This is a genomic window from Rhizobacter sp. P2_G4 (assembly GCF_056403575.1).
Window position 1 is genome coordinate 90163 of record NZ_JBFUFG010000017.1, and the last position, 20433, is coordinate 110595.

21 protein-coding genes are annotated in these 20433 nt (G+C 62.9%); 1 reads left to right on the forward strand and 20 read right to left on the reverse strand.

What is annotated here, in order from left to right; all coding sequences use genetic code 11:
- Positions 1 to 3 precede the first annotated feature (3 nt).
- From dnaB to ppsA, 8 genes are all read right to left on the reverse strand, one after another.
- Positions 4 to 1431 carry a replicative DNA helicase gene (gene dnaB, locus AC1DYS_RS30845; protein WP_047496235.1) on the reverse strand — a complete coding sequence of 476 codons (1428 nt, stop codon included), beginning with the start codon at positions 1429 to 1431 and terminating at the stop codon, positions 4 to 6.
- Between the two features lie 165 nt (positions 1432 to 1596).
- Complete coding sequence (rplI, locus tag AC1DYS_RS30850) at positions 1597 to 2049, reverse strand: 50S ribosomal protein L9 (protein WP_477905699.1); 453 nt, start codon at positions 2047 to 2049, stop codon at positions 1597 to 1599.
- Between the two features lie 11 nt (positions 2050 to 2060).
- Positions 2061 to 2351: a 30S ribosomal protein S18 gene (gene rpsR / locus AC1DYS_RS30855; protein ID WP_047496240.1), complete on the reverse strand. Its 291-nt coding sequence runs from the start codon at positions 2349 to 2351 to the stop codon at positions 2061 to 2063.
- Between the two features lie 63 nt (positions 2352 to 2414).
- Positions 2415 to 2696, reverse strand: coding sequence for a primosomal replication protein N (priB, locus tag AC1DYS_RS30860; protein WP_047496243.1), 282 nt, complete (start codon positions 2694 to 2696; stop codon positions 2415 to 2417).
- A gap of 40 nt (positions 2697 to 2736) precedes the next feature.
- The gene (gene rpsF, locus AC1DYS_RS30865) at positions 2737 to 3105 is read right to left on the reverse strand and encodes a 30S ribosomal protein S6 (RefSeq protein WP_047496246.1); all 369 of its coding nucleotides are present in this window, start codon (positions 3103 to 3105) and stop codon (positions 2737 to 2739) included.
- 170 nt (positions 3106 to 3275) lie between these two features.
- The gene (locus AC1DYS_RS30870) at positions 3276 to 5348 is read right to left on the reverse strand and encodes a sodium:solute symporter family protein (protein WP_477905703.1); all 2073 of its coding nucleotides are present in this window, start codon (positions 5346 to 5348) and stop codon (positions 3276 to 3278) included.
- The gene (locus AC1DYS_RS30875) at positions 5345 to 5614 is read right to left on the reverse strand and encodes a DUF4212 domain-containing protein (RefSeq protein WP_477905704.1); all 270 of its coding nucleotides are present in this window, start codon (positions 5612 to 5614) and stop codon (positions 5345 to 5347) included. Before AC1DYS_RS30875 ends, AC1DYS_RS30870 begins: the two co-directional genes overlap by 4 nt.
- A gap of 64 nt (positions 5615 to 5678) precedes the next feature.
- Positions 5679 to 8075 (reverse strand): phosphoenolpyruvate synthase, encoded by a 2397-nt coding sequence (ppsA, locus tag AC1DYS_RS30880; RefSeq protein ID WP_477905706.1) that lies wholly within the window; start codon positions 8073 to 8075, stop codon positions 5679 to 5681.
- 202 nt (positions 8076 to 8277) lie between these two features.
- Here ppsA and ppsR point away from each other — a divergent pair, with 202 nt between their 5' ends.
- Complete coding sequence (ppsR, locus tag AC1DYS_RS30885) at positions 8278 to 9096, forward strand: posphoenolpyruvate synthetase regulatory kinase/phosphorylase PpsR (protein WP_477905709.1); 819 nt, start codon at positions 8278 to 8280, stop codon at positions 9094 to 9096.
- A gap of 35 nt (positions 9097 to 9131) precedes the next feature.
- On the opposite strand, the gene AC1DYS_RS30890 is transcribed toward ppsR, so the two are convergent.
- The 12 genes from AC1DYS_RS30890 to AC1DYS_RS30945 form a co-directional block, all read right to left on the reverse strand.
- Entirely contained in the window at positions 9132 to 9908 is a 777-nt protein-coding gene (locus AC1DYS_RS30890; protein ID WP_477905711.1) for a TrmH family RNA methyltransferase, read from the reverse strand.
- Between the two features lies 1 nt (position 9909).
- A complete protein-coding gene (gene rnhB, locus AC1DYS_RS30895) occupies positions 9910 to 10536 on the reverse strand; it encodes a ribonuclease HII (protein WP_047496264.1) in 627 nt (208 codons plus the stop codon).
- Positions 10508 to 11656 (reverse strand): lipid-A-disaccharide synthase, encoded by a 1149-nt coding sequence (lpxB, locus tag AC1DYS_RS30900; RefSeq protein WP_477905714.1) that lies wholly within the window; start codon positions 11654 to 11656, stop codon positions 10508 to 10510. Before lpxB ends, rnhB begins: the two co-directional genes overlap by 29 nt.
- Positions 11657 to 11662: 6 nt before the next feature.
- Complete coding sequence (lpxA, locus tag AC1DYS_RS30905) at positions 11663 to 12445, reverse strand: acyl-ACP--UDP-N-acetylglucosamine O-acyltransferase (protein WP_477905717.1); 783 nt, start codon at positions 12443 to 12445, stop codon at positions 11663 to 11665.
- Between the two features lie 18 nt (positions 12446 to 12463).
- Positions 12464 to 12904, reverse strand: coding sequence for a 3-hydroxyacyl-ACP dehydratase FabZ (gene fabZ, locus AC1DYS_RS30910; RefSeq protein ID WP_047496270.1), 441 nt, complete (start codon positions 12902 to 12904; stop codon positions 12464 to 12466).
- Positions 12904 to 13932, reverse strand: coding sequence for a UDP-3-O-(3-hydroxymyristoyl)glucosamine N-acyltransferase (lpxD, locus tag AC1DYS_RS30915; protein WP_477905719.1), 1029 nt, complete (start codon positions 13930 to 13932; stop codon positions 12904 to 12906). Before lpxD ends, fabZ begins: the two co-directional genes overlap by 1 nt.
- A gap of 4 nt (positions 13933 to 13936) precedes the next feature.
- A complete protein-coding gene (locus tag AC1DYS_RS30920; RefSeq protein WP_477905721.1) occupies positions 13937 to 14452 on the reverse strand; it encodes an OmpH/Skp family outer membrane protein in 516 nt (171 codons plus the stop codon).
- Complete coding sequence (gene bamA, locus AC1DYS_RS30925) at positions 14452 to 16770, reverse strand: outer membrane protein assembly factor BamA (protein WP_477905723.1); 2319 nt, start codon at positions 16768 to 16770, stop codon at positions 14452 to 14454. The genes AC1DYS_RS30920 and bamA overlap by 1 nt, the downstream gene beginning before the upstream one ends.
- Before the next feature lie 7 nt (positions 16771 to 16777).
- Complete coding sequence (gene rseP, locus AC1DYS_RS30930; RefSeq protein WP_477905725.1) at positions 16778 to 18154, reverse strand: RIP metalloprotease RseP; 1377 nt, start codon at positions 18152 to 18154, stop codon at positions 16778 to 16780.
- Positions 18151 to 19338: a 1-deoxy-D-xylulose-5-phosphate reductoisomerase gene (gene ispC, locus AC1DYS_RS30935; protein WP_477905727.1), complete on the reverse strand. Its 1188-nt coding sequence runs from the start codon at positions 19336 to 19338 to the stop codon at positions 18151 to 18153. Before ispC ends, rseP begins: the two co-directional genes overlap by 4 nt.
- Positions 19339 to 19360: 22 nt before the next feature.
- Positions 19361 to 20200, reverse strand: a complete 840-nt coding sequence (locus AC1DYS_RS30940) for a phosphatidate cytidylyltransferase (protein WP_477905729.1) — start codon at positions 20198 to 20200, stop codon at positions 19361 to 19363.
- A 2-nt stretch (positions 20201 to 20202) separates the two neighbouring features.
- On the reverse strand, positions 20203 to 20433 hold a 231-nt coding region (locus AC1DYS_RS30945; protein ID WP_477905731.1), incomplete at its 5' end, for an undecaprenyl diphosphate synthase family protein.

Here is a 20433-nt window from a genome sequence, read left to right on the forward strand (position 1 = left end):
CGGTCAGTACATGTCGCCGCCGCCTGAACTGCCAGGCGCCATGTTCTCGAACTTCGTCAACGGCTTCAGAAACGCGAGCTTCACCGTGCCGGTGGGGCCGTTACGCTGCTTGCCGATGATGATCTCTGCCACACCCGGCTCCTTGCAGGCTTCCTTGGTGTAGTAGTCATCGCGGTAGATGAACATGATGACGTCCGCGTCCTGCTCGATGGCGCCCGACTCGCGCAAGTCGCTCATCATCGGGCGCTTGTCGGTGCGGGTTTCGACGCTTCGGTTTAGCTGCGACAACGCGATCACCGGGCACTTCAGCTCTTTGGCCAGCGACTTGAGGCCCCGCGAGATTTCACCGATCACGGTGGCGCGGTTTTCTTCGCTGCCGCCGCCGCTGCCGCTCATCAGCTGCAGGTAGTCGACCACGATCAGGCCCAGCTGACCGCATTGTCGGGCCTGGCGGCGTGCACGCGCACGCAGTTCAGTGGGCGAGAGGGCCGAGCCTTCATCGATGAACACGGCCGCCTTGCCGAGTTTCTCAACAGCCTCTGACAAGCGGCCCCACTCGTCGTCGCGCAGCTTGCCGGTGCGCAGGTTGCTCTGGTCGATGCGTCCGAGCGAACCGACCATCCGCAATGCCAATTGGGCTGCGCCCATTTCCATCGAGAACACCACGACGGGCAGGCCTTCATTGACGGAGACGTGTTCGGCGATGTTGAGCGCGAACGCCGTCTTGCCCATGGACGGCCGTGCCGCCAGCACGATCAGGTCGCCCGCCTGCAGGCCGGCGGTCATCTTGTCCATGTCGTAGAAGCCGGTGCGCACGCCGGTCACTTCTTCCGCGCCGTTCTCGTGCAACTCGTTGACGCGGTCGATCAGCTGCACCACGAGTGTGTCCATGCTGATGAAACCCTGGCGCGAGCGGGAACCCTCCTCGCCGATCTTGAAGATTTTGCTCTCGGCTTCGTCCAGGATTTGCGGCACTGGCCGGCCTTGCGGATTGAAGGCCGCCGTGGCGATCTCGTCGCTGGCCGCCACCAGTTTGCGCAGCACGGCCCGCTCGCGCACGATCTCGGCATACCGACGCAGATTCGCCGCGCTGGGCACGCTCTGCGCCAGAGCGTTCAGGTAGACGAGCCCGCCGCAGTCTTCGGCCTTGCCAAGGCTTTGCAGTTGCTCGAACACCGTGATCACGTCAGCAGGTTTCGAGGCATTCATCAATGCACCGATGGCCGCATAGATCAGCCGATGCTCGTGACGATAGAAGTCGCTGTCAGTCAGCAGGTCACCAGCCCGGTCCCAGGCACTGTTGTCGATCAACAGGCCACCAATCACACTCTGCTCCGCCTCGACGGAATGCGGTGGGATGCGCAGGCGCGCTACTTCGTCGTCGCGTGGATCGGGACCGGAGTGGTTCGGGAGATTGAAAACAGAGGACATCGCTTGATACTAGGGCGGGACGAGTCGGTCGGCTAGCCCCGTGGGACCGTCCCTTGTGGGTAAGCCTGTGCACATCCGGTGATGAAGCTGCGAAGAACAGCGAATAACTCGAGACCAATGAAAAAGGGCCGGCAAAGCCGACCCTTTTTTTGATGACAAGGAGACTCAGTCGGTCTCGCCGACCACCACGACCTTGACCTCGACCACCACGTCGGTGTGCGCTGCCACGGTCACAGTGTGCTCGCCAACAGTCTTCAACGGACCGTTGGGCATGCGCACTTGCGACTTGGCTACCTTGAAGTCGATGCGGGTCAGCGCATCGGCGATGTCGCCGTTGGTCACCGAGCCGAACAGACGACCATCGACACCCGCCTTTTGCGTGATGTGAACGGTGCGGCCGCTCATCTTCTCGCCCAGGGCTTGTGCTGTGGCCAGCTTTTCAGCGGCGGCCTTTTCGAGCTCTACGCGCTTGGCTTCGAATTCCTTGATGGCCGACTCGGTGGCACGACGTGCCGTGCGAGTGGGAATCAGGAAGTTGCGTGCGTAGCCGTCCTTGACCTTGACGACGTCGCCCAGGTTGCCGAGGTTGGCCACTTTTTCCAGCAGGATCACTTGCATGTCGTTGCTCCTCAGACCTTGTGCTGGTCGCTGTACGGCAGCATCGCCAGGAAACGGGCGCGCTTGATACAGGTGGTCAGCTGACGCTGGAAGAAGGCACGCGTACCCGTCAGGCGAGCCGGCGTGATCTTGCCGTTTTCACCGATGAAGTCGCGCAGCGTGTCGATGTCCTTGTAGTCGATTTCTTCGACGCCGGTCACCGTGAAGCGGCAGAAGCGCTTGCGGCGGAACAGCAGGGACTGTTGGTTGCGTTTGGGCTTGCGGTCCTTCGAGAACCGACCTTTACCACGTGGCGGGGGCATATATCACCTCACTTGAATATCTATCCGGAACAAACATTGAGCGGAGAACACCGGGTTCTGGGCTCACTCGAATTCGGTCACATGCAGGACGGTGCCGCGGCCATTGCGCTGGTTGGTCAGAAAGCCGGCAAATGTGCCTGCTGCTCCGATCTCCAGCCCGACCAGGCGGTGTGTGAGTTCACCGATCACCACCCCTCGCATCTCCATGAAGACTTTGCGGGGCTGGCCGGCTTCGGTGACTTGCGATTCATGCTTGAGGCTGAAATCGCAGGCCGGAAGGCCGGCAGGTGTGTATCTCACTGCGCCCCGCTCTATGAGTTGAGCCGACAGAACCAACCGGTTCATGCCAACTCAACAGCGCAGAGCGCGTTGGGCACCATCAATCTCAGGCCGAGGCCTCCTGCTGCTGCGGTGCCTTGCGGCTGTCTTCCTTTTCCACCGACTTCATCATGACGGAGGGGCCGGTTTCGGCCTTGCTCTTCACGACGGTCAGGTGGCGCAGCACGGCATCGTTGAAACGGAAACCCGTTTCCAGCTCGGCCAGCACTTCCTTGCTGGCTTCGATGTTGATGCACAGGTAGTGGGCCTTGGCGAGCTTCTGGATCAGGTAAGCCATCTGGCGACGGCCCCAATCTTCGACCCGGTGCACCTTGCCGCCGCCGGCGGTGACGATGCCCTTGTAGCGCTCCAGCATGGCCGGAACTTGTTCGCTCTGATCCGGATGGATGAGCAGAATGATTTCGTAATGACGCATTGAGACTCCTTCTGGTTTCCGTTGACCCGCCGGACATCGGCAGGTTTTCGGGTAAGCCACCCCGTAGGCGTCTGTGTGACGGGTCAGAATGACCCATCAACCGGGTGTGGCAAGGTAAGCCCGCGATTCTACTCTGGAAAGCGCCCTTCCGGCCAGCCAGCAATCGCCCATCAGCCTGGGAAGCGGATATGGTCAACGAAGGCGTCGCTGCGCGCGTTGCCCGGGCGGGTCATCAGACTCACGGCAATGATGACGACACAGCCCAGCAGCACACCGAACACCCCGGCCGAGATCGGCTGGATGGCGAACCAGAGGTCGACAGGGGCCGAAATGCCAAATACGCCGCGCATCCAGGGTTCGTTTCGCACCATGTAGCTGAGCGTCATCAAGAGGCCGCTCGCCATGCCCGCCGTGGCGCCCCAGGCCGTAGCGCGCTTCCAGAACACACCCAGCACCAGCGCAGGGAACAGCGCCGAAGCCGCGATGGAGAACGCCGCCGAGACCAGGAACACGATGTCGGCGGGCTTCTGTGCCGCCACGGCCGCCGCCGCCAGCGCCACACCCAGCAGCAGCATCTTGGAGATGGTGACGCGCCGCCCGTTAGATGCATTGGGGTCGACGAGCCTGTAGTACACGTCGTGCGATAGCGCGTTAGAAATGGTCAGCAACAGCCCGTCTGCAGTCGACAGTGCGGCTGCCAGTGCGCCGGCCGCCACCATGCCCGACACGACATACGGCAACCCACCGATCTCCGGCGTGGCGAGGACGACGATGTCGGTGCCGATGCGAATCTCACCCAGCTGCAGCACACCGTCGTGGTTGATGTCGGTGACGGACAGCAGCGCCGGGTCGACCTTGGACCAGTTGGCAATCCACGCCGGCAGACTGTCGAACGGCGTGCCCACCAGTACGTTGAACACCTCGTACTTCACCAGCACCGCCAGAGCCGGCGCGGACAGGTACAGCAGCAGGATGAAGAACAACGACCACGTCACTGACTGGCGTGCCGCCCTCACCGACGGCGTGGTGTAGCAGCGCATCAGCAGATGAGGCAAAGCGGCCGTGCCAAGGGTGAGGCAAAACACCAGCGCCAAAAAGTTCAGACGCGAGTCCTGGTAGTTGCGCTGCTCAGCTGCCGTGCCGTGCGGGTCGCCTGCAAAGGGGACGCCGTGTGGCGGCATGCCGCCCAGGGGTTGGGCTCGAGACTCGCTTCCAGCTTGCGCTTGGGTCCAGATGCGGCGGGCCGATTCTGCATCGCGCGGCAGGGCCAGCTGCACCTTTTCAGCCAACTGGATCTCGGCCAGCGGTGCATCTGCGGCGCGCAACTCGAGCACCTTCTTGCGAGCGGCCAGTTGTTCTTCAGCCAATGCCGCCGGCACGTCCTTCAACTTCGCGGCGTACTCGTCAGCGCGCGCCTTGAACAGCGCAATCACCTCGAGCTCTTTCGGATCGTTGCGCAAGACCTGCTCACGCTGGGTCACTTTCTCCAATTGCATGCCGTAGACCGCTTGCGGAAGCGGCACACCGGTCTGCTTGACGGACAGCCAGACGACGGGCACGAGAAAGGCGATGACGATGACGATGTACTGCGCCACCTGCGTCCAGGTCACCGCCCGCATCCCACCCAGAAACGAGCACACCAGGATGCCGCCCAGTCCGAGGAAGATGCCGATCTCGAAGGCCACCCCGGTGAGGTGGCTGGTGATGAGGCCGATGGCGTAGATCTGCGCAACGACGTAGGTGAACGAACACAGGATCGCCGACACCACACCCAACAGGCGCGGCCAGGTTCCGCCATAACGCGCATCCAGGAAATCGGGAATCGTGAACTGGCCAAAGCGGCGCAGATACGGAGCCAACAGCAAGGCCACGAGGCAATAGCCGCCAGTCCAGCCCATGATGAAGGCCAGCCCAGCATAACCCTGCAGATACATGGTTCCTGACAGGCTGATGAAGGATGCGGCGGACATCCAGTCTGCGCCCGTGGCCATGCCGTTGTAGACCGCCGGTACACGACGGCCGGCAACGTAGTACTCGTCGGCATCGGTCGTGCGGCTGATGACGCCGATGCCGGCGTACAGCAGCACGGTAGCGAGCAGGAAGATCACGCCGATCCAGCGACGAGACAGGCCCACCATCTCCAACCCGCCCAGCGTGGCAATGAAGACCAGCAGCCCGATGGTGTAGATGCCATACACCTTGTTGAGCTGGCGCGTGAACGCCGCCTGGTTGCGCTCGGTCACGGAGCGTCGTCTCCCACGAAGCCGGCTGCCCGATCCAACCGATGCATGTACCAGGCGTAGAAGCCGATCAGCGCCAGGTAGATCAGCAATGCTCCCTGCGCCGCCATCCAGAAACTGAAAGGCCAGCCGAAGAAGGCGAAACTCAGTTCACGCGCGAAGAAGGTCGTCACGAAAGTGACGACGAACCAGATGGTCAGGAGTGCAGCAGTGATCCGAAGGTTCTTGCGCCAGTAGGCGCTGCGCGTGTCGTTTGCTTGCCCAGCCATAAGGCTGGATTCTCAAGCGCGCGGCACCGCGCGGGCCATCCTCATCAACCCTCGGCGTTCACGTTCAACGGCGAGCCAGACGCTTCCAGGTTTCGACCACCGTGTCAGGGTTGAGCGACATCGACACGATGCCTTCGGCGGCGAGCCAGTCGGCGAAATCAGGATGGTCGCTCGGCCCCTGTCCACAAATGCCAACGTACTTGCCAACCGCACGGCAGGCTGCGATGGCGCGCGAGATCATGGCCTTCACTGCTGGATCGCGTTCGTCGAAATCGCGCGCCAGGATGTCCATGCCCGAGTCTCTGTCCAGCCCGAGCGTGAGCTGCGTCATGTCGTTGGAACCGATCGACATGCCATCGAAGTACTCGAGGAACTGCTCGGCGAGGATCGCATTGCTGGGGATCTCGCACATCATGATGATGCGCAAGCCGTCTTGCCCGCGCTTGAGCCCACGCTCGGCCATCATCTCGGTCACGCGCTTGGCTTGGCCCAGCGTGCGCACGAATGGCACCATGATCTCGACGTTGTTCAGGCCCATCTCGTTGCGCACACGCCGGAGGGCTTCGCATTCCATCGCGAACGCTTCACCGAAGGCCTCGCTGACATAGCGCGACGCACCTCGGAAACCGAGCATCGGGTTCTCTTCTTCCGGCTCGTAGCGTGAACCGCCGATGAGCTTGCGGTACTCGTTGCTCTTGAAGTCGCTCAGGCGCACGATCACCGACTTGGGCCAGAACGCTGCGGCAATCGTCGCCACGCCCTCGATCAGCTTGTCGACGTAGAACGCACGCGGCGAAGCGTGACCACGCGCCACCGATTCCACCGCCTTCTTCAGGTCAAGGTCGATGTTCGGGTAGTCGAGGATCGCCTTCGGGTGCACACCGATGTTGTTGTTGATGATGAACTCGAGCCGCGCCAGGCCGACGCCGCTGTTGGGCATCTGCGCAAACTCGAAGGCAAGTTGCGGGTTGCCGATGTTCATCATGATCTTGATGGGGCAGTACGGCAGCTCGCCGCGCTCCACCTCGGTGACCTCTGTCTCGAGCAGGCCGTCGTAGATGTAGCCCGTGTCGCCTTCAGAGCAAGCCACGGTCACCAGGGCGCCTTCTTTCAGCGTATCGGTTGCGTCGCCGCAGCCCACCACCGCGGGAATGCCCAGCTCGCGCGCGATGATCGCGGCGTGGCAGGTGCGACCGCCACGGTTGGTGACGATCGCCGCGGCGCGCTTCATCACCGGCTCCCAATTTGGGTCGGTCATGTCGGTGACGAGGATGTCGCCGGGTTGAACGATGTCCATGTCGGCCAAGCTGTGCACGATGCGCACGGGGCCGGTACCGATCTTCTGGCCGATCGCACGGCCTTCCGCCAGCACGGTGCCGGTGCCCTTGAGTTTGTAGCGTTGCTCTGCCTTGCCCTCTTGTTGGCTCTTCACCGTCTCGGGGCGGGCTTGCAGGATGTAGAGCTTGCCGTCGGCGCCGTCCTTGCCCCATTCGATGTCCATCGGGCGGCCGTAGTGCTGCTCGATGATGAGGGCGTACTGCGCAAGCTCGGTCACCTCGGCATCGATGAGCGAGTAGCGGTTGCGCAACTCCGTGGCGGTATCGGTCGTCTTGACCAGCTTGCCGCTGGCCGCTTTCTCTTCGGGCGTGGCGAACTCCATCTTGATCAGCTTGGAGCCCAGGTTGCGGCGGATCACTGCCTCCTTGCCGGCCCTCAGCGAAGGCTTGTGCACGTAGAACTCATCGGGGTTCACCGCGCCCTGCACCACCGTCTCACCCAAGCCGTAGCTCGATGTGATGAAGACCACGTCCTTGAAGCCGCTCTCGGTGTCGATGGTGAACATCACGCCGGCCGATCCGATGTCGGAGCGCACCATGCGCTGCACGCCGGCCGACAAGGCCACGTCGGTGTGGGCATAGCCCTTGTGCACGCGGTAGCTGATGGCGCGGTCGTTGTAGAGGCTCGCGAACACCTCTTTCATCTTGTGCAGCACGTCCTCGATGCCGACGACGTTGAGAAAGGTCTCTTGCTGACCTGCAAAGCTGGCGTCGGGCAAATCTTCAGCCGTGGCAGATGAGCGCACGGCAAATGACGCGCCGGGGTTCCCCGCCGTCAGCTTGGCGAACTCGCTGGTGATCGCCGCTTGCAGGTCGGCCGGGAATGGCGTGTCTTCGACCCACTTTCGAATCTCGGCACCAGCTTCGGCCAGTGCACGCACGTCTTCGGTGTTCAGCGTCGCCAGTCGGGCGTTGATCTTATCGGCCAAACCGTTGTGCGCCAGGAAGCGGCGGAAGGCATGCGCTGTCGTTGCAAAACCGCCAGGCACCCGTACGCCCGAGGCAGCCAGCTGGCTGATCATTTCGCCGAGGGAGGCGTTCTTGCCGCCTACCGACTCGACGTCGGTCATCCTCAGGTGTTCAAACGGTGCGACCAGGGCGGTCGCCAGTTGGGTTGATGACATGGGAAAGCTCCGTGATGTTGAAAAACCGGGGCTTCCCAGGCGAGTCGCGAACCCGCAAGGGGCTCAAGCGTGAGCTGCACTGTCCGCTGCGTGGTGCTTTTCGAGGAGTGAGCGGATGGCTGCATGAGTGGCTGGGGAAGCGTCGAAATGATTCTACGGGCGATTTGCCTATGATGAGCTTCCACTCCTCCCCCCGAACTCCATGCCGAACCGCATCGTCTATTTCGTCTCCGACGGCACCGGGATCACCGCCGAAACTTTCGGCAACTCCATCCTGGCGCAATTCCCCGGCAAGCCGCGCCATGTGCGGCGGCCGTTCATCGACTCTGCCGACAAGGCGCATCAGGTCGTGCGCGAAATCAACCACTCCACCGAAATCGAGGGTGTTCGGCCGGTGGTCTTCCTGACCCTGGTTGACCCCGAGATCCTGCGCATCGTCAAGGAAAGCCGCGGCATGGTGCTGGACATGTTCAACACCTTCATCGAGCCGCTCGAGGCCGAATTCGGCATCACCTCGAATCACCGCGTGGGCCGCTTCACCGATGTGTCGAAGAGCCAGGAGTACACCGACCGCATCGAGGCCATCAACTTCTCGCTCGCCCACGACGACGGCCAATCATCCAAGAACCTGGAGCAGGCCGACGTGATCCTCGTGGGCGTGAGCCGCAGCGGCAAGACGCCAACCTCGCTGTACCTGGCCATGCAGCACGGCATCAAGGCCGCCAACTACCCGCTGATCCCCGAAGACTTCGAGCGCGACGAGATCCCGCGCAGCCTCGCACCGCACAAGGCCAAATGCTTCGGCCTCACGATTGCACCGGAGCGGCTCGCCGAGATTCGCAACGAACGCCGGCCCAACAGCTCGTACTCGAAGCTGGAGAACTGCCGCCACGAGGTGGCCAAGGCCGAAGCCATGATGCGACGCGAGGGAATCTCTTGGTTGTCGTCGACCCACAAGTCAATCGAGGAGATTGCCACGACCATCTTGCGAGACATCCGCCCCGACCGTTTGATGTACTGACGGCGGCGCTTTGGAGCGACGCTCCAAGAAGCTCTTCAACCAAGCCGCTGTCGGGCCGATTCGTACAGGCACACGGCTGCCGCGGCAGCCACATTGAGCGACTCTTCACCGCCCGGCTGGGGAATGCGCAGCGCCTGTTGGCAGCGCTGAAGCAACGTGGCAGAAACCCCCCGCCCCTCGTGCCCCAACACCCAAGCCGAAGGCCAGGGCAGCGTCACTTGATGAATGGCCTGGGCAGCGTGCGAACTGGTGGCCAGCAACGGCACTTTCAGGTCCACCAACGCCGCCTCATCGACTCCCTCGACCAGGTTCAGCCCGAAGTGCGCCCCCATGCCGGCACGCAGTACCTTGGGCGACCACAGCGCTGCTGTGCCCTTGAGGGCAATGACCTGCGAAAAACCGAATGCCGCCGCGCTGCGGATGATCGCGCCCACATTGCCTGCGTCTTGCAGGCGGTCCAGCACGACCGTGGGGGCGTTGGCCTGAAGCGTGCCCTGCCCTTGCCATGGCAGCGCGAAGGCCAAGGGCGCTGGCGACTCCAGTGTGCTCAAACCAGCCATCAGGGCCTGTGGGATCACCGCCACCATCTCGGCACGGCTTGCCAGGTCGCGGAATGACGGCAGCTCCCACGCCGGCTCTGTGATCACAGCTTGGGCCGCCACGCCGCCGCGCTGCAGGAAGGCAGCGCACAGATGGTCACCTTCGATCCAGACCTCACCCAATTTGCGATAGGCGGCGGGGTCACCCGCGAGCTTGCGCAGGCGCACGAGCAAGGGGTTGTCGCGTGAGGTGATCGCCTTGACTGCCGACACCTCAGTTGACCCTGACCAAGGCCTCGCGCACCGGTGCGAACGAACGGCGATGGTGGGAGCAAGCGCCATGCGCGCGCAATGCGGCCAGGTGCTCGGGCGTCGGATAACCCTTGTGCTCGTCGAAGCCGTAGTGCGGATGCTGTTCGTGCAGCAGCAGGCACAAGCGGTCGCGATGGACTTTGGCCAAGATGGACGCGGCAGATATGGCTTGCACTTTGGCGTCACCCTGGATGATCGCCTCGGCGGCAATCCGCAGCACCGGCAGGCGGTTCCCGTCGACCAGCACCTTGCCGGGCTTGAGCCTCAGCCCCTCGACGGCACGACGCATGGCCAGCATGGTGGCCTGCAAAATGTTGAGAGTGTCGATCTCTTCGACCGAGGCTTCGGCAATCGCGCAGCACAGGGCTTTGGCACGAATCTCGTCGAAAAGGCGCTCCCGCGTGGCGGGTGACAACTTCTTGGAGTCGTCCAGCCCCTTGATCGGCTTCAGCTCGTCCAGGATCACGGCTGCAGCCACCACCGGCCCGGCCAGCGGCCCACGCCCGGCTTCGTCGACTCCGGCAATCAAGCCGATGGCGTCAAAACGCAAGCCCAACTGCTCAGGCACGGAGGATTTTCTCGATCGCATCGGTGGCGGCTTGGGCGGTGTTGCAGCGCAGTTGCTCGTGCAGATTCATGAAGCGGTGGCTCAGTGCAGTGCAGCCGTCCGGATTGTCCAGCCAGTCGAATGCTGCCTGCGCTAGTTTCTGCGGCGTAGCCTGGTCTTGCAAGAGTTCAGGCACAGCAAAATCACCCAGAAGAATGTTGGGCAAGCCCACCCAGGGCTGATAGCGCATGCGCTTCATCATTTGCCAGCTGATCCAGTGCATCGCGTAGGCGATCACCATCGGCCGTTTGAAGAGAGCCGCCTCCAGAGTCGCTGTGCCGCTGGCAATCATGGTCACATCACAGGCTGCCAAGGCTTCGTGCGATTGACCTTCGAGCAGGATCACCTGGGCTGTTGGGGCATTCTGAGCGAGCATGGGTTCGACCATGGCTCGCAAGCCGGGCACGATCGGCAAGACAAAACGCAATGCCGGGCGCTCGCGTTTCATGATCTCGGCCGCAGCGAGCAACCGGGGCGCGATGTATTCGATCTCGGATCGACGGCTACCTGGCAGCAATGCGACGACCTGTGCATCGGTTGAGAGACCCAATCGCGAGCGGCTCGCCTCCCTTGGTACCTCAAGCGGAATGGCATCGGCCAGCGGGTGTCCCACGTAGCTCGCCGCAATGCCGTGTTCTGCATAGATGGCCGGCTCGAAAGGAAAGATGCACAGCACATGATCGGCCGCCGCGCGAATCTTCTCGATGCGCTTGCCACGCCATGCCCAGATCGACGGACTGATGAAATGGATGGTCTTGATGCCTTGCGCCTTCAGCCGCGCCTCAAGCCCCAGGTTGAAATCGGGTGCATCGACGCCGATGAACACATCGGGCCGTTCACGCAGCAGCCGATCGCCCAGCCGGTTGCGAATGCCGACCAGCTCGCGGTAATGGCGTAACACCTCCACGTAGCCTCGAACGGCCAGCTTCTCGTGTGGCCACCAGGCATCGAACCCGTGGACGGCCATCTTCGGACCGCCAATGCCGAACGACTGCAACTCAGGCCAGCGGGCCTTCAGGCCGCCGAGCAGCAGCCCGGCCAGCAGGTCGCCGGAGGCTTCACCGGCCACCATCGCCAGGCGAGGGGCCTGTGCCTCGCTCATCGCGGCTCAGCGCACCAGGCCACGGGTGGACGCCGCAAGGAAGTCGAGCAGCGTCTGGATGTCTTCGTCTCCGCCCTGCCCCCGCAGCGCCTCGACCTCGGCCTTAGCCTCCTCCAGCGTCGCGCCGCTACGGAAGATGAGCTTGTGCATCTGGCGGATGAGGCGCTGGCGCTCGTCGTTGAACCCGCGCCGCTTGAGACCGGTGAGGTTGACGGCGCGCACAGCCAGAGGGTTGCCGTCGGCCGTCATGAAGGGCGCCACGTCTTGCGCAACGTGCGCCTGGAACCCGATCATCGCGTGCGTCCCCACATGCACGAACTGGTGCACGCCCGACAGCCCCCCGATCACGGCCCAGTCGCCCACGTGCACATGGCCCGCCAGCGTCACGTTGTTGGCGAGCACGGTGTGGTCTCCAACACGCACATCATGGGCGACGTGCACGTAGGCCATGATCCAGTTGTCGCTTCCGATGCGGGTGACGCCCTGTTCCTTGAACGTGCCGGTATTGAAGGTACAGAACTCGCGAATGGTGTTGCGGTCGCCGATCACAAGTTCGGTGACCTCGCCGCCATGCGACATGTCTTGCGGCATCGCACCGATGGAGCTGAACTGGTAGAAGCGGTTGTCACTGCCGATGGTGGTGCGGCCTTCGACCACGCAATGCGCGCCGATCGTCGTGCCCTCGCCGACGCGCACATGCGGGCCAATCACAGCATAGGGACCCACGCTCACCGAAGCAGCAAGTTCGGCTTGGGCGTCGACGATGGCGGTCGAGTGAATGGTGGCCATGGCGGAGGCTCCGCTGAATCAGGCAATGCGGCGCATGGTGCAGGTCAGGTTGGCTTCGACAGCCAGCTCCTCGCCCACCAGGCCACGCGCCTTGAACTTGCAGACGCCGGCTTTCATGCGGTCCAGCGTCACGTCCAACATCAATTGATCGCCCGGCTCGACAGGCCGCTTGAAACGGGCTCCGTCGATGCCGGCGAAGTAGAAGACGGTCTGGTCATCGAGCCGGATTCCCAGCGTTTCGATCGCCAGGATGGCCGCGGCCTGCGCCAGCGCCTCCAGCATCAGAACCCCCGGCATCACCGGCCGGTGCGGGAAGTGCCCATTGAAGTAAGGCTCATTGACGCTGACGTTCTTGAGCGCAAGGATGTGCTTGTTCTTCTCGAGCGACACCACACGGTCCACCAGCAGGATGGGATAGCGGTGCGGCAAGATCTTCAGGATCTGGTGGATGTCGATCATCAGCTAGTCTTCTTTTCCAGGGCCCGCAGGCGGTTTCTCAGCGAATAGAGCTGCCGCAAAGTGGCAGCGTTCTTCTCCCAGGTCGCATTGTCGTCCATGGGGAATGTGCCGCTGTAGGTCCCCGGCTTGTGCAGCGAGTGAGACACCAGCGTGCCTGCCGAGATGTTGACGCCGTCTGCGATGGTGATGTGCCCCACGATCATTGCCGCGCCGCCGATCGTGCAACGCTTGCCGATGGTCGTGCTGCCCGCCACCCCGGCACAACCGGCCATCGCCGTGTAGGCGCCGATGTGCACGTTGTGGCCTACCTGGATCTGGTTGTCGAGCTTGACGCCGTCTTCGATCACGGTGTCGTCGAGGGCACCGCGGTCGATGCAGGTGTTGGCGCCGATTTCGACGTCGTTGCCGATCCGCACGCCACCGAGTTGCTCGATCTTTTCGTAGCCCAGCGGTGTGGGAGCGAAGCCGAAGCCGTCCGCACCGACGACCACCCCGCTGTGCATGACGCAGCGCTCGCCAACATGGCAGCCACGCATCAGCGTGACACGTGGCGCCAACCGGGTGCCAGGGCCAACGGTCGACCCCTCCCCGATGAAGCCGTGAGCACCGATGACCGCGCCTTCGCCTACCGTGGCCCCGGCCTCTATGACGACCATGGGCCCGATGCTTGCGCTCGACGCGATGGTGGCACTGCCGTCCACCGCCGCACTTGGGTGCACACCCAGAGGCGCCGGCGTACGCGTTCTCGCCGCCCACCACTGCGTCAGCTTGGCAAAACACAGGTAAGGATCTGCGGCCACCAGTGTGGTGCCGCGATGAACGGCGGCATCGCGCATCGCCGGTCCGACGATCACACAACCCGCTTGCGTGGACGCAAGCTGGGATTGATAGCGCGGATTCGAGAGAAACGAAATAGTGGAAGGCGTTGCGCCGTCCAGCGGACCGATCCGGGTGATCCGCAGGCTCGGATCGCCGATCAGTTCGCCGCCGAGGTGGGCGGCGATTTCACCCAGTGTGGCCTCGGCCACCGCGTCACTTGCCGCCTTGGGCGTTGAGCGCCTTGATCACCTTGTCGGTGATGTCGATGCGCGGGCTGGCAAAGATGACTTCCTGGACGATYAGGTCGTATTTCTCCTGATCGAAGATCTGCTTGATGACTTTGTTGGCGCGGTCGACTACGGCAGCCAGCTCTTCGTTCTTGCGCTGGCTCAGGTCTTCCTGGAATTCGCGGCGCTTGCGCTGGATTTCGCGGTCCTGGTCGACCAACTCGCGCTGGCGACGCACGCGCTCCGACTCAGCCAATGTCGGCGCTTCTTTCTCGAGCTTGTCAGCAGCAGCCTTGAGCTTCACCGACAGATCGGTGAGGTCCTTGTCGCGCTTGCTGAACTCGGCTTCGATCTTCGTCTGCGCAGCGCGGGCCGGGATGGCATCGCGCAGCACCTTGTCGCTGTTGACGTAGCCGATCTTCATTTCCTGCGCTTGAGCGCTGAATGCCGCTGCGGCCAGGAAGCCCGCCAACACCATGGACTTGATAAATGAGCTATTCATTAGAACGCGGTCCCGATCTGGAATTGCAAACGCTGGATTCTATCCGTTGACACATACCGCAACGGCTTGCCGTAACTGAGCTTCAGCGGCCCCACCGGCGACACCCAGCTCAGGCCGAGACCGGCCGAGACGCGCAAGGGATCGGGCAAGTTCATGCTGTGGTCACCCCACACATTGCCGGCATCGACGTAGGCGAAGATTCGCAAGGTCCGGTCGTTGCCCGCGCCAGGCACCGGCAGGTACAACTCGCTGTTGATATTGAGACGCTTCGTACCACCCGTGTAGCCGCCAAGTGCGTCTACCGGACCGAGAGTACCTTGGTCGAACCCGCGCACGGTGCCCAGGCCGCCGCCATAGAAGTTCTTGAAGATCGGGTACGGCCGGCCCAACAAGCCGTGGCCATAGCCAACCTCGGCATTGAGGGCGAAGGTATACCTCTTCGTGATGGGCCAGTACTCTTGGTACTGCAAATTGGTCCGCGTATACCGCGTGTCGCCACCAGCGCCCAGTTCCACGTTGATACGCTGGTACCGCCCGGAGTTCGGCACCAATGCGCTGTCTCTTCCATCGCGTGTCCACCCGATCGTGACCGGAATGGAACTGCTCGACGCGCCAAAGTTGGCGATCTGAATGAAGTAGTTGTTCGGCAGGCTGTTGGTGCCGCGAATCTTCGTGCTCTCGTAGCCAATGCCGAAGAACACGGTGTCGTATTCACTGAACGGCACCCCGAAGCGCACTGATGCGCCTGGGGTCACGAGTTCGTACTCTTCGCCCTGGCTGTTGATCGGCTTTTGGGTTCGGTAATAGACGTCGAACGCACGCGAGATGCCATCGATCGTGAAGTACGGGTCCACCGCGCTCACCACGAGCGTACGCGCCGATCGGCTGGTGTTGACGTCGATGCCCAGGTAGTTGCCCGTGCCAAATACGTTGTCTTGCCGAATCGAAGCCGACAACGCGAGCTTGTCTGCGCTCGAAAAACCGGCGCCAATCGAGAGGTTGCCGGTCGGCTTCTCGACGACGGTGAACGTCAGGTCGACCTGGTCCGGTGCGCCCGGCACCTCGTTGGTTTCGACGTTCACTTCCTTGAAGTAACCAAGGCGGTCGACCCGGTCGCGTGAGAGCTTGATGCGCTGGCCGTCGTACCAGGACGATTCGAACTGGCGGAACTCGCGCCGCACCACTTCGTCACGGGTGCGGCTGTTGCCCGCCACGTTGATGCGGCGAACATAGACCCGTCGCTGGGGATCGGCCACCATCACCACGACCACCTGCCCTGTGGCGCGGTCGATCTCGGGCCGGGAGTCCACGCGTGCAAAGGCATAACCGTAAGTGCCGAAGCGATCAGTGAACGCCTTGCTGGTGACCGTCACGGCCTCTGCCCGATAGGGTTCGCCGGGCTGAATGGTCACCAGAGACTTGAACTCGTCTTCCTTGCCCAAGTACTCGCCCTCGAGCCTCACGCCCGTGACGGTATAAGGCTGCCCTTCCTTCACCGTGATGGTCAGCGTAATGTCTTGCTTGTCCGGGGAAATGGTCACTTGCGTCGACTCGACGGCGAACTCCAGGTACCCGCGATTCAGGTAGTAGGCGCGCAGCGTTTCGAGGTCGGCTGTGAGCTTGGTACGCGAGTAGCGGTCAGCCTTGGTATACCAGTTGAGCCAGCCCCCGTCGTTCAGATCGAACAAGCCCTTGAGCGTGCTCTCCGAGAAAGCCTTGTTGCCCTGGATGCGGATCTCGCTGATGTGCGACGCACCGCCTTCGGTGATCGTGAAAGTCACGTTCACGCGGTTGCGCTCTTGCGGCGTAACGGTCGTCACGACCTCGGCACCATAAAGACTGCGGGTGAGGTACTGGCGCTTGAGCTCTTGCTCGGCGCGGTCGGCCAGGGCCTTGTCGAAAGGCAAGCCTTCGCCGATGCCGAAGTCCTTCAGGGACTTGATCAGCACGTCCTTGTCGAATTCCTTCAGGCCGACGAAGTCGATGTTGGCGATGACCGAACGTTCGTCGACGATCACCACCACCACGTCGCCGTCAACCTCGACCCGCACGTCCTTGAACAGCCCGGTCGCGAACAGCGCGCGCAAGGCGGCCGCGCCCTTCTCGTCGTTGTAGGTGTCGCCGATGCGGAACGGCAGTGAGGCGAACACCGTGCCGGCATCAGAACGTTGCAGGCCCTCGACCCGGATGTCCTTCAGCACGAACGGCGTCACGGCCCATGCAGAGCCAACCTGCAAGGCGGCGGCAAGCGCGATCCAGAGAACAGTGGGGCGCAGAAAGGACGAGCGGGGAGAAGACGAAACAGGGAGAGTGCGCATGCAGTATTCAGTGCAGGCCCAGAATTCGGGCCACATCGTTGTAGAGAGCGAGGGACGTCATCATGAGCATGATGGCCACTCCACCGCGCTGCAGCCGCTCGAGCCACGCATCCGAGAGAGGCTGCCCTGTCACCGCTTCAAAAAGATAATACATCAGGTGTCCGCCATCAAGCACTGGGAGCGGCAGCAGGTTGAGCACCCCCAGACTCACGCTCACGACGGCGAGAAACCCCAAGTAATACGCCAGCCCCAAACGCACCGATTGCCCCGCGTAGTCCGCAATGGTGAGCGGGCCGCTGAGGTTCTTCAACGAGGCCTGGCCGATCAGCATGCGACCGAGCATGCGCAGCGTCAGGCTCGACACATCCCATGTGCGCGAGACGGCTTGCGACAAGCCCTCCAGCGGACCATAGGACACAGTCACCATTTCGATCGGCTTGCCAAGGCTGGCTTCGATGCGACCAATGCGCTTCTCGCCGTCCATGACCACCGCCGGTTGCACGTCGATGTCCAGCACGCGGCCTGCGCGCTGAACCTGCCAGTGCAGCGGACCGGTGTCGCTGCGGTTGACGCTGTTGCGGATCAGGTCGAAGAGCTGGTCGATGCTTCGCACCGCGGCGCCATCGATGCTGAGCACCAGATCGCCTTCCTTCAGCCCGGCCTTGGCACCCGCGCCATCGGGCTTGAGGAAACCCAATACTGGCTCGTCGCCACGGTACGGTGCGCCGAGGCCGATGCTCTGCATCAGCTTGGCGTCAACGTCCTTGGCGTCCAGGCTGTCGAGTTCCATCTCGACGACGTGCTGCCCCCGCCCTTCCCCGTCACTGACCATCAACTGGAGCCGCTGCCCGCGCAACACCGACTGAGTCACCTGCCAGCGCAAGTCGGTCAGCGAGCGAACGTCTTCCCATTGCGAACCATCGTATGAATACGCACGCACCCAGTCGCCCGAGCGCAGTCCGGCACGGTCCGCCAAGCTTGCGGCGACAGGCGCACCGAGTCGGGCCTTGGGTTCGTCGACACCGATCCAGTGTTGCGCGGCGTAAAGCAGGACGGCGAGCAGCAGATTGGCAAGGGGCCCTGCCGCAACAACGGCCGTCCGCTGCCACAAGGGCTTGCGGTTGAACGCCGAGCTCAGCTCATGGGGTTTGACGGGTCCTTCGCGCTCGTCGAGCATGCGCACGTAGCCGCCCAAAGGCAGCGCGGAGATCACGAACTCGGTGCTGTTGGGCGTCGCTTGGCGGCGCCAGATGACCTTGCCAAACCCCACGGAGAAGCGCAGCACCTTGACCCCGCACGCCACCGCCACGCGGTAGTGGCCGTACTCGTGGATCACGATCAGCACGCCAAGCGTGAGCACGAAGGCCAGGATGGTGATGATCATCGACGCAGCTCCGTCACAAGGCTTTGCGCCGTTTCCCGGGCCTGCGCGTCGAGTGCCAGCAAACCGTCCACGGAGCGGCAGGCGTCGGCTTCGGGGATGATGGCTTCCAGGATTCGTGCATTGACACTGTGAATCTGATCGAAGCGGATGGTTCCGGCAAGAAACGCGGCGACTGCCACTTCGTTGGCTGCATTCAGCACCGCCGTACTGCCTTCAGGCCCACGCAAGGTGTCCCAAGCGAGTTGTAGGCCGGGGTAGCGAACGAGGTCGGCGGGCTCGAATTGAAGGCTGCCCAGCCGAGTGAAATCAAGGGCTGAAGCACCCGACTCGATACGCTCCGGAAACGACAGGCCATAGGCAATCGGCACGCGCATATCCGGCGTACCCAACTGCGCCAGCACCGAGTTGTCTTTACACACCACCATCGAGTGGATGATGCTTTGCGGGTGGAGGACCACTCGAATTTGCTCGGGCGCAAGGTCGAACAACCAACGCGCCTCGATGACTTCGAGCGCCTTGTTCATCATCGTGGCCGAGTCGACGGAGATCTTGCGGCCCATCACCCAATTGGGATGCGCACAGGCCTCGTCTGGCGTGACGCTGCGCAGGCTCGCCGGGTCACGTTGGCGAAATGGCCCACCGGAGGCCGTCAACACGATGTGGTCGATGCGGTCGTGCCAAATGTTCCGGTCTTCAGGCAGGCACTGAAAGATAGCCGAGTGCTCGCTGTCGATTGGGAGCAGCGTGGCACCGCCCTCGCGCACCGCCTGCATGAAGAGCGCGCCGCCCACGACCAGCGCTTCCTTGTTGGCCAGCAGCAGGCGTTTGCCTGCCCGAGCGGCGGCCATGCAGGGCTCAAGGCCGGCAGCGCCAACGATGGATGCCATCACTGCATCCACCTCGGGGTGCGATGCAACAAGCGACAGCGCTTCAGCCCCTTCCCACACCTCGGTCCGCAAGCCAGCGGCACGGAGACCCTCGCGGAGCAGCTTGGCCTCCGCTGCTTGCGGCATCACGGCAAACCGCGGCTGCCATTCGATGCATTGCGTGAGCAAGGTGTCCACCCTGCTGTGCGCGCTCAGCGCGAACACTTCGTAGCGACCGCGATGGCGCGATATCACGTCAAGCGTATTTGCACCCACACTGCCGGTGGAACCGAGGATGCAGACGCGCTGCCTGGCCAAAGACAAATCTGTCATGAAGGTATCAGAACGTGCACAGCGCCATCGCTATCGGAAAGACCGGCAACAGGGCGTCTACCCGGTCGAGCACACCGCCGTGACCGGGCAACAGCCCGCTACTGTCCTTGACGCCGGAGCTGCGCTTCACCAGCGACTCCACCAGATCGCCCACCACGCTCATCGCACTGAGGAAAACGAGCGTCAGGACAAGGCCTGGAACGCCTAGCCGATTCAGCAGCACGGAGAAGAGGCTGAGGGAATCCACATCCGCCCATTGCCGATCGGCTTGAATCCAAGCCAGTGCCAGCAGTTGCACACCGACCATGCCGCTCCACACACCTTCCCAGCTCTTGCCAGGGCTGATGGCAAGAGCCAGCTTGCGGCGGCCGAAGGCTCTGCCGCCGAAGTAGGCCGCGATGTCGGCCACCCATACCAAACAGAAGATTGAGAGGATGAAATTGATGCCGGTGGCCTTGGCGCTGGACAAGGCCAGCCAGGCGGTCCATATCGCCGCCAAACCCAACACCCACCGTGCTGCGCGCGGCACGGTGTGCCATGCGCCCGGGCCCACTTTCAATGCGAGGGCGCCTCCCAGGACCCACACCCCGAACGCCAGCCACCATGCCAGGCTCGGTCCGACACGAACCCAGCCTGCCCACAAGGCGAGCCCACAGGCTGCAGCCACGGCAACGCCCATGATCACGGCCGCAGCAGGTGAAGCTGAGTTGAGCCGAACCCACTCCCACGCCGCTGCACCAGCCATCAACAGCATCAGGATCGCAAACGGCCAGGGCGTGGATACGAAAAGCGCTGGCAGCAATACGGCCAATAGCACCAGAGCCGTCGCGATACGCTGCTTCAGCATCGTCAGGCCTTGGCGTGCGCCGCAGGGTCGACAGGCTGGACCAAACCGAATCGGCGTTCGCGCCGAGCGTAGTCAGCCAAGGCAGCATCGAGCTCGGCCTCGCCGAAGTCGGGCCAGAGGCAATCGCTGAAGTACAGCTCCGAATAGGCGGCCTGCCAGAGCAGGAAGTTGCTGATGCGCACTTCACCACCGGTGCGAATGAACAGGTCTGGATCCGGCGCGAAGCTCATGGC

What these genes read in the sequence shown, in the direction of transcription:
- rseP (WP_477905725.1), bottom strand. Translation starts at nt 18,154, where the DNA reads ATGATCATCACCATCCTGGCCTTCGTGCTCACGCTTGGCGTGCTGATC.
- lpxA (WP_477905717.1), bottom strand. Translation starts at nt 12,445, where the DNA reads ATGGCCACCATTCACTCGACCGCCATCGTCGACGCCCAAGCCGAACTT.
- dnaB (WP_047496235.1), bottom strand. Translation starts at nt 1,431, where the DNA reads ATGTCCTCTGTTTTCAATCTCCCGAACCACTCCGGTCCCGATCCACGC.
- rpsF (WP_047496246.1), bottom strand. Translation starts at nt 3,105, where the DNA reads ATGCGTCATTACGAAATCATTCTGCTCATCCATCCGGATCAGAGCGAA.
- lpxB (WP_477905714.1), bottom strand. Translation starts at nt 11,656, where the DNA reads ATGAGCGAGGCACAGGCCCCTCGCCTGGCGATGGTGGCCGGTGAAGCC.
- rnhB (WP_047496264.1), bottom strand. Translation starts at nt 10,536, where the DNA reads ATGCGATCGAGAAAATCCTCCGTGCCTGAGCAGTTGGGCTTGCGTTTT.
- ppsR (WP_477905709.1), top strand. Translation starts at nt 8,278, where the DNA reads ATGCCGAACCGCATCGTCTATTTCGTCTCCGACGGCACCGGGATCACC.
- priB (WP_047496243.1), bottom strand. Translation starts at nt 2,696, where the DNA reads ATGAACCGGTTGGTTCTGTCGGCTCAACTCATAGAGCGGGGCGCAGTG.
- AC1DYS_RS30875 (WP_477905704.1), bottom strand. Translation starts at nt 5,614, where the DNA reads ATGGCTGGGCAAGCAAACGACACGCGCAGCGCCTACTGGCGCAAGAAC.
- bamA (WP_477905723.1), bottom strand. Translation starts at nt 16,770, where the DNA reads ATGCGCACTCTCCCTGTTTCGTCTTCTCCCCGCTCGTCCTTTCTGCGC.
- rpsR (WP_047496240.1), bottom strand. Translation starts at nt 2,351, where the DNA reads ATGCCCCCGCCACGTGGTAAAGGTCGGTTCTCGAAGGACCGCAAGCCC.
- rplI (WP_477905699.1), bottom strand. Translation starts at nt 2,049, where the DNA reads ATGCAAGTGATCCTGCTGGAAAAAGTGGCCAACCTCGGCAACCTGGGC.
- AC1DYS_RS30940 (WP_477905729.1), bottom strand. Translation starts at nt 20,200, where the DNA reads ATGCTGAAGCAGCGTATCGCGACGGCTCTGGTGCTATTGGCCGTATTG.
- fabZ (WP_047496270.1), bottom strand. Translation starts at nt 12,904, where the DNA reads ATGATCGACATCCACCAGATCCTGAAGATCTTGCCGCACCGCTATCCC.
- ppsA (WP_477905706.1), bottom strand. Translation starts at nt 8,075, where the DNA reads ATGTCATCAACCCAACTGGCGACCGCCCTGGTCGCACCGTTTGAACAC.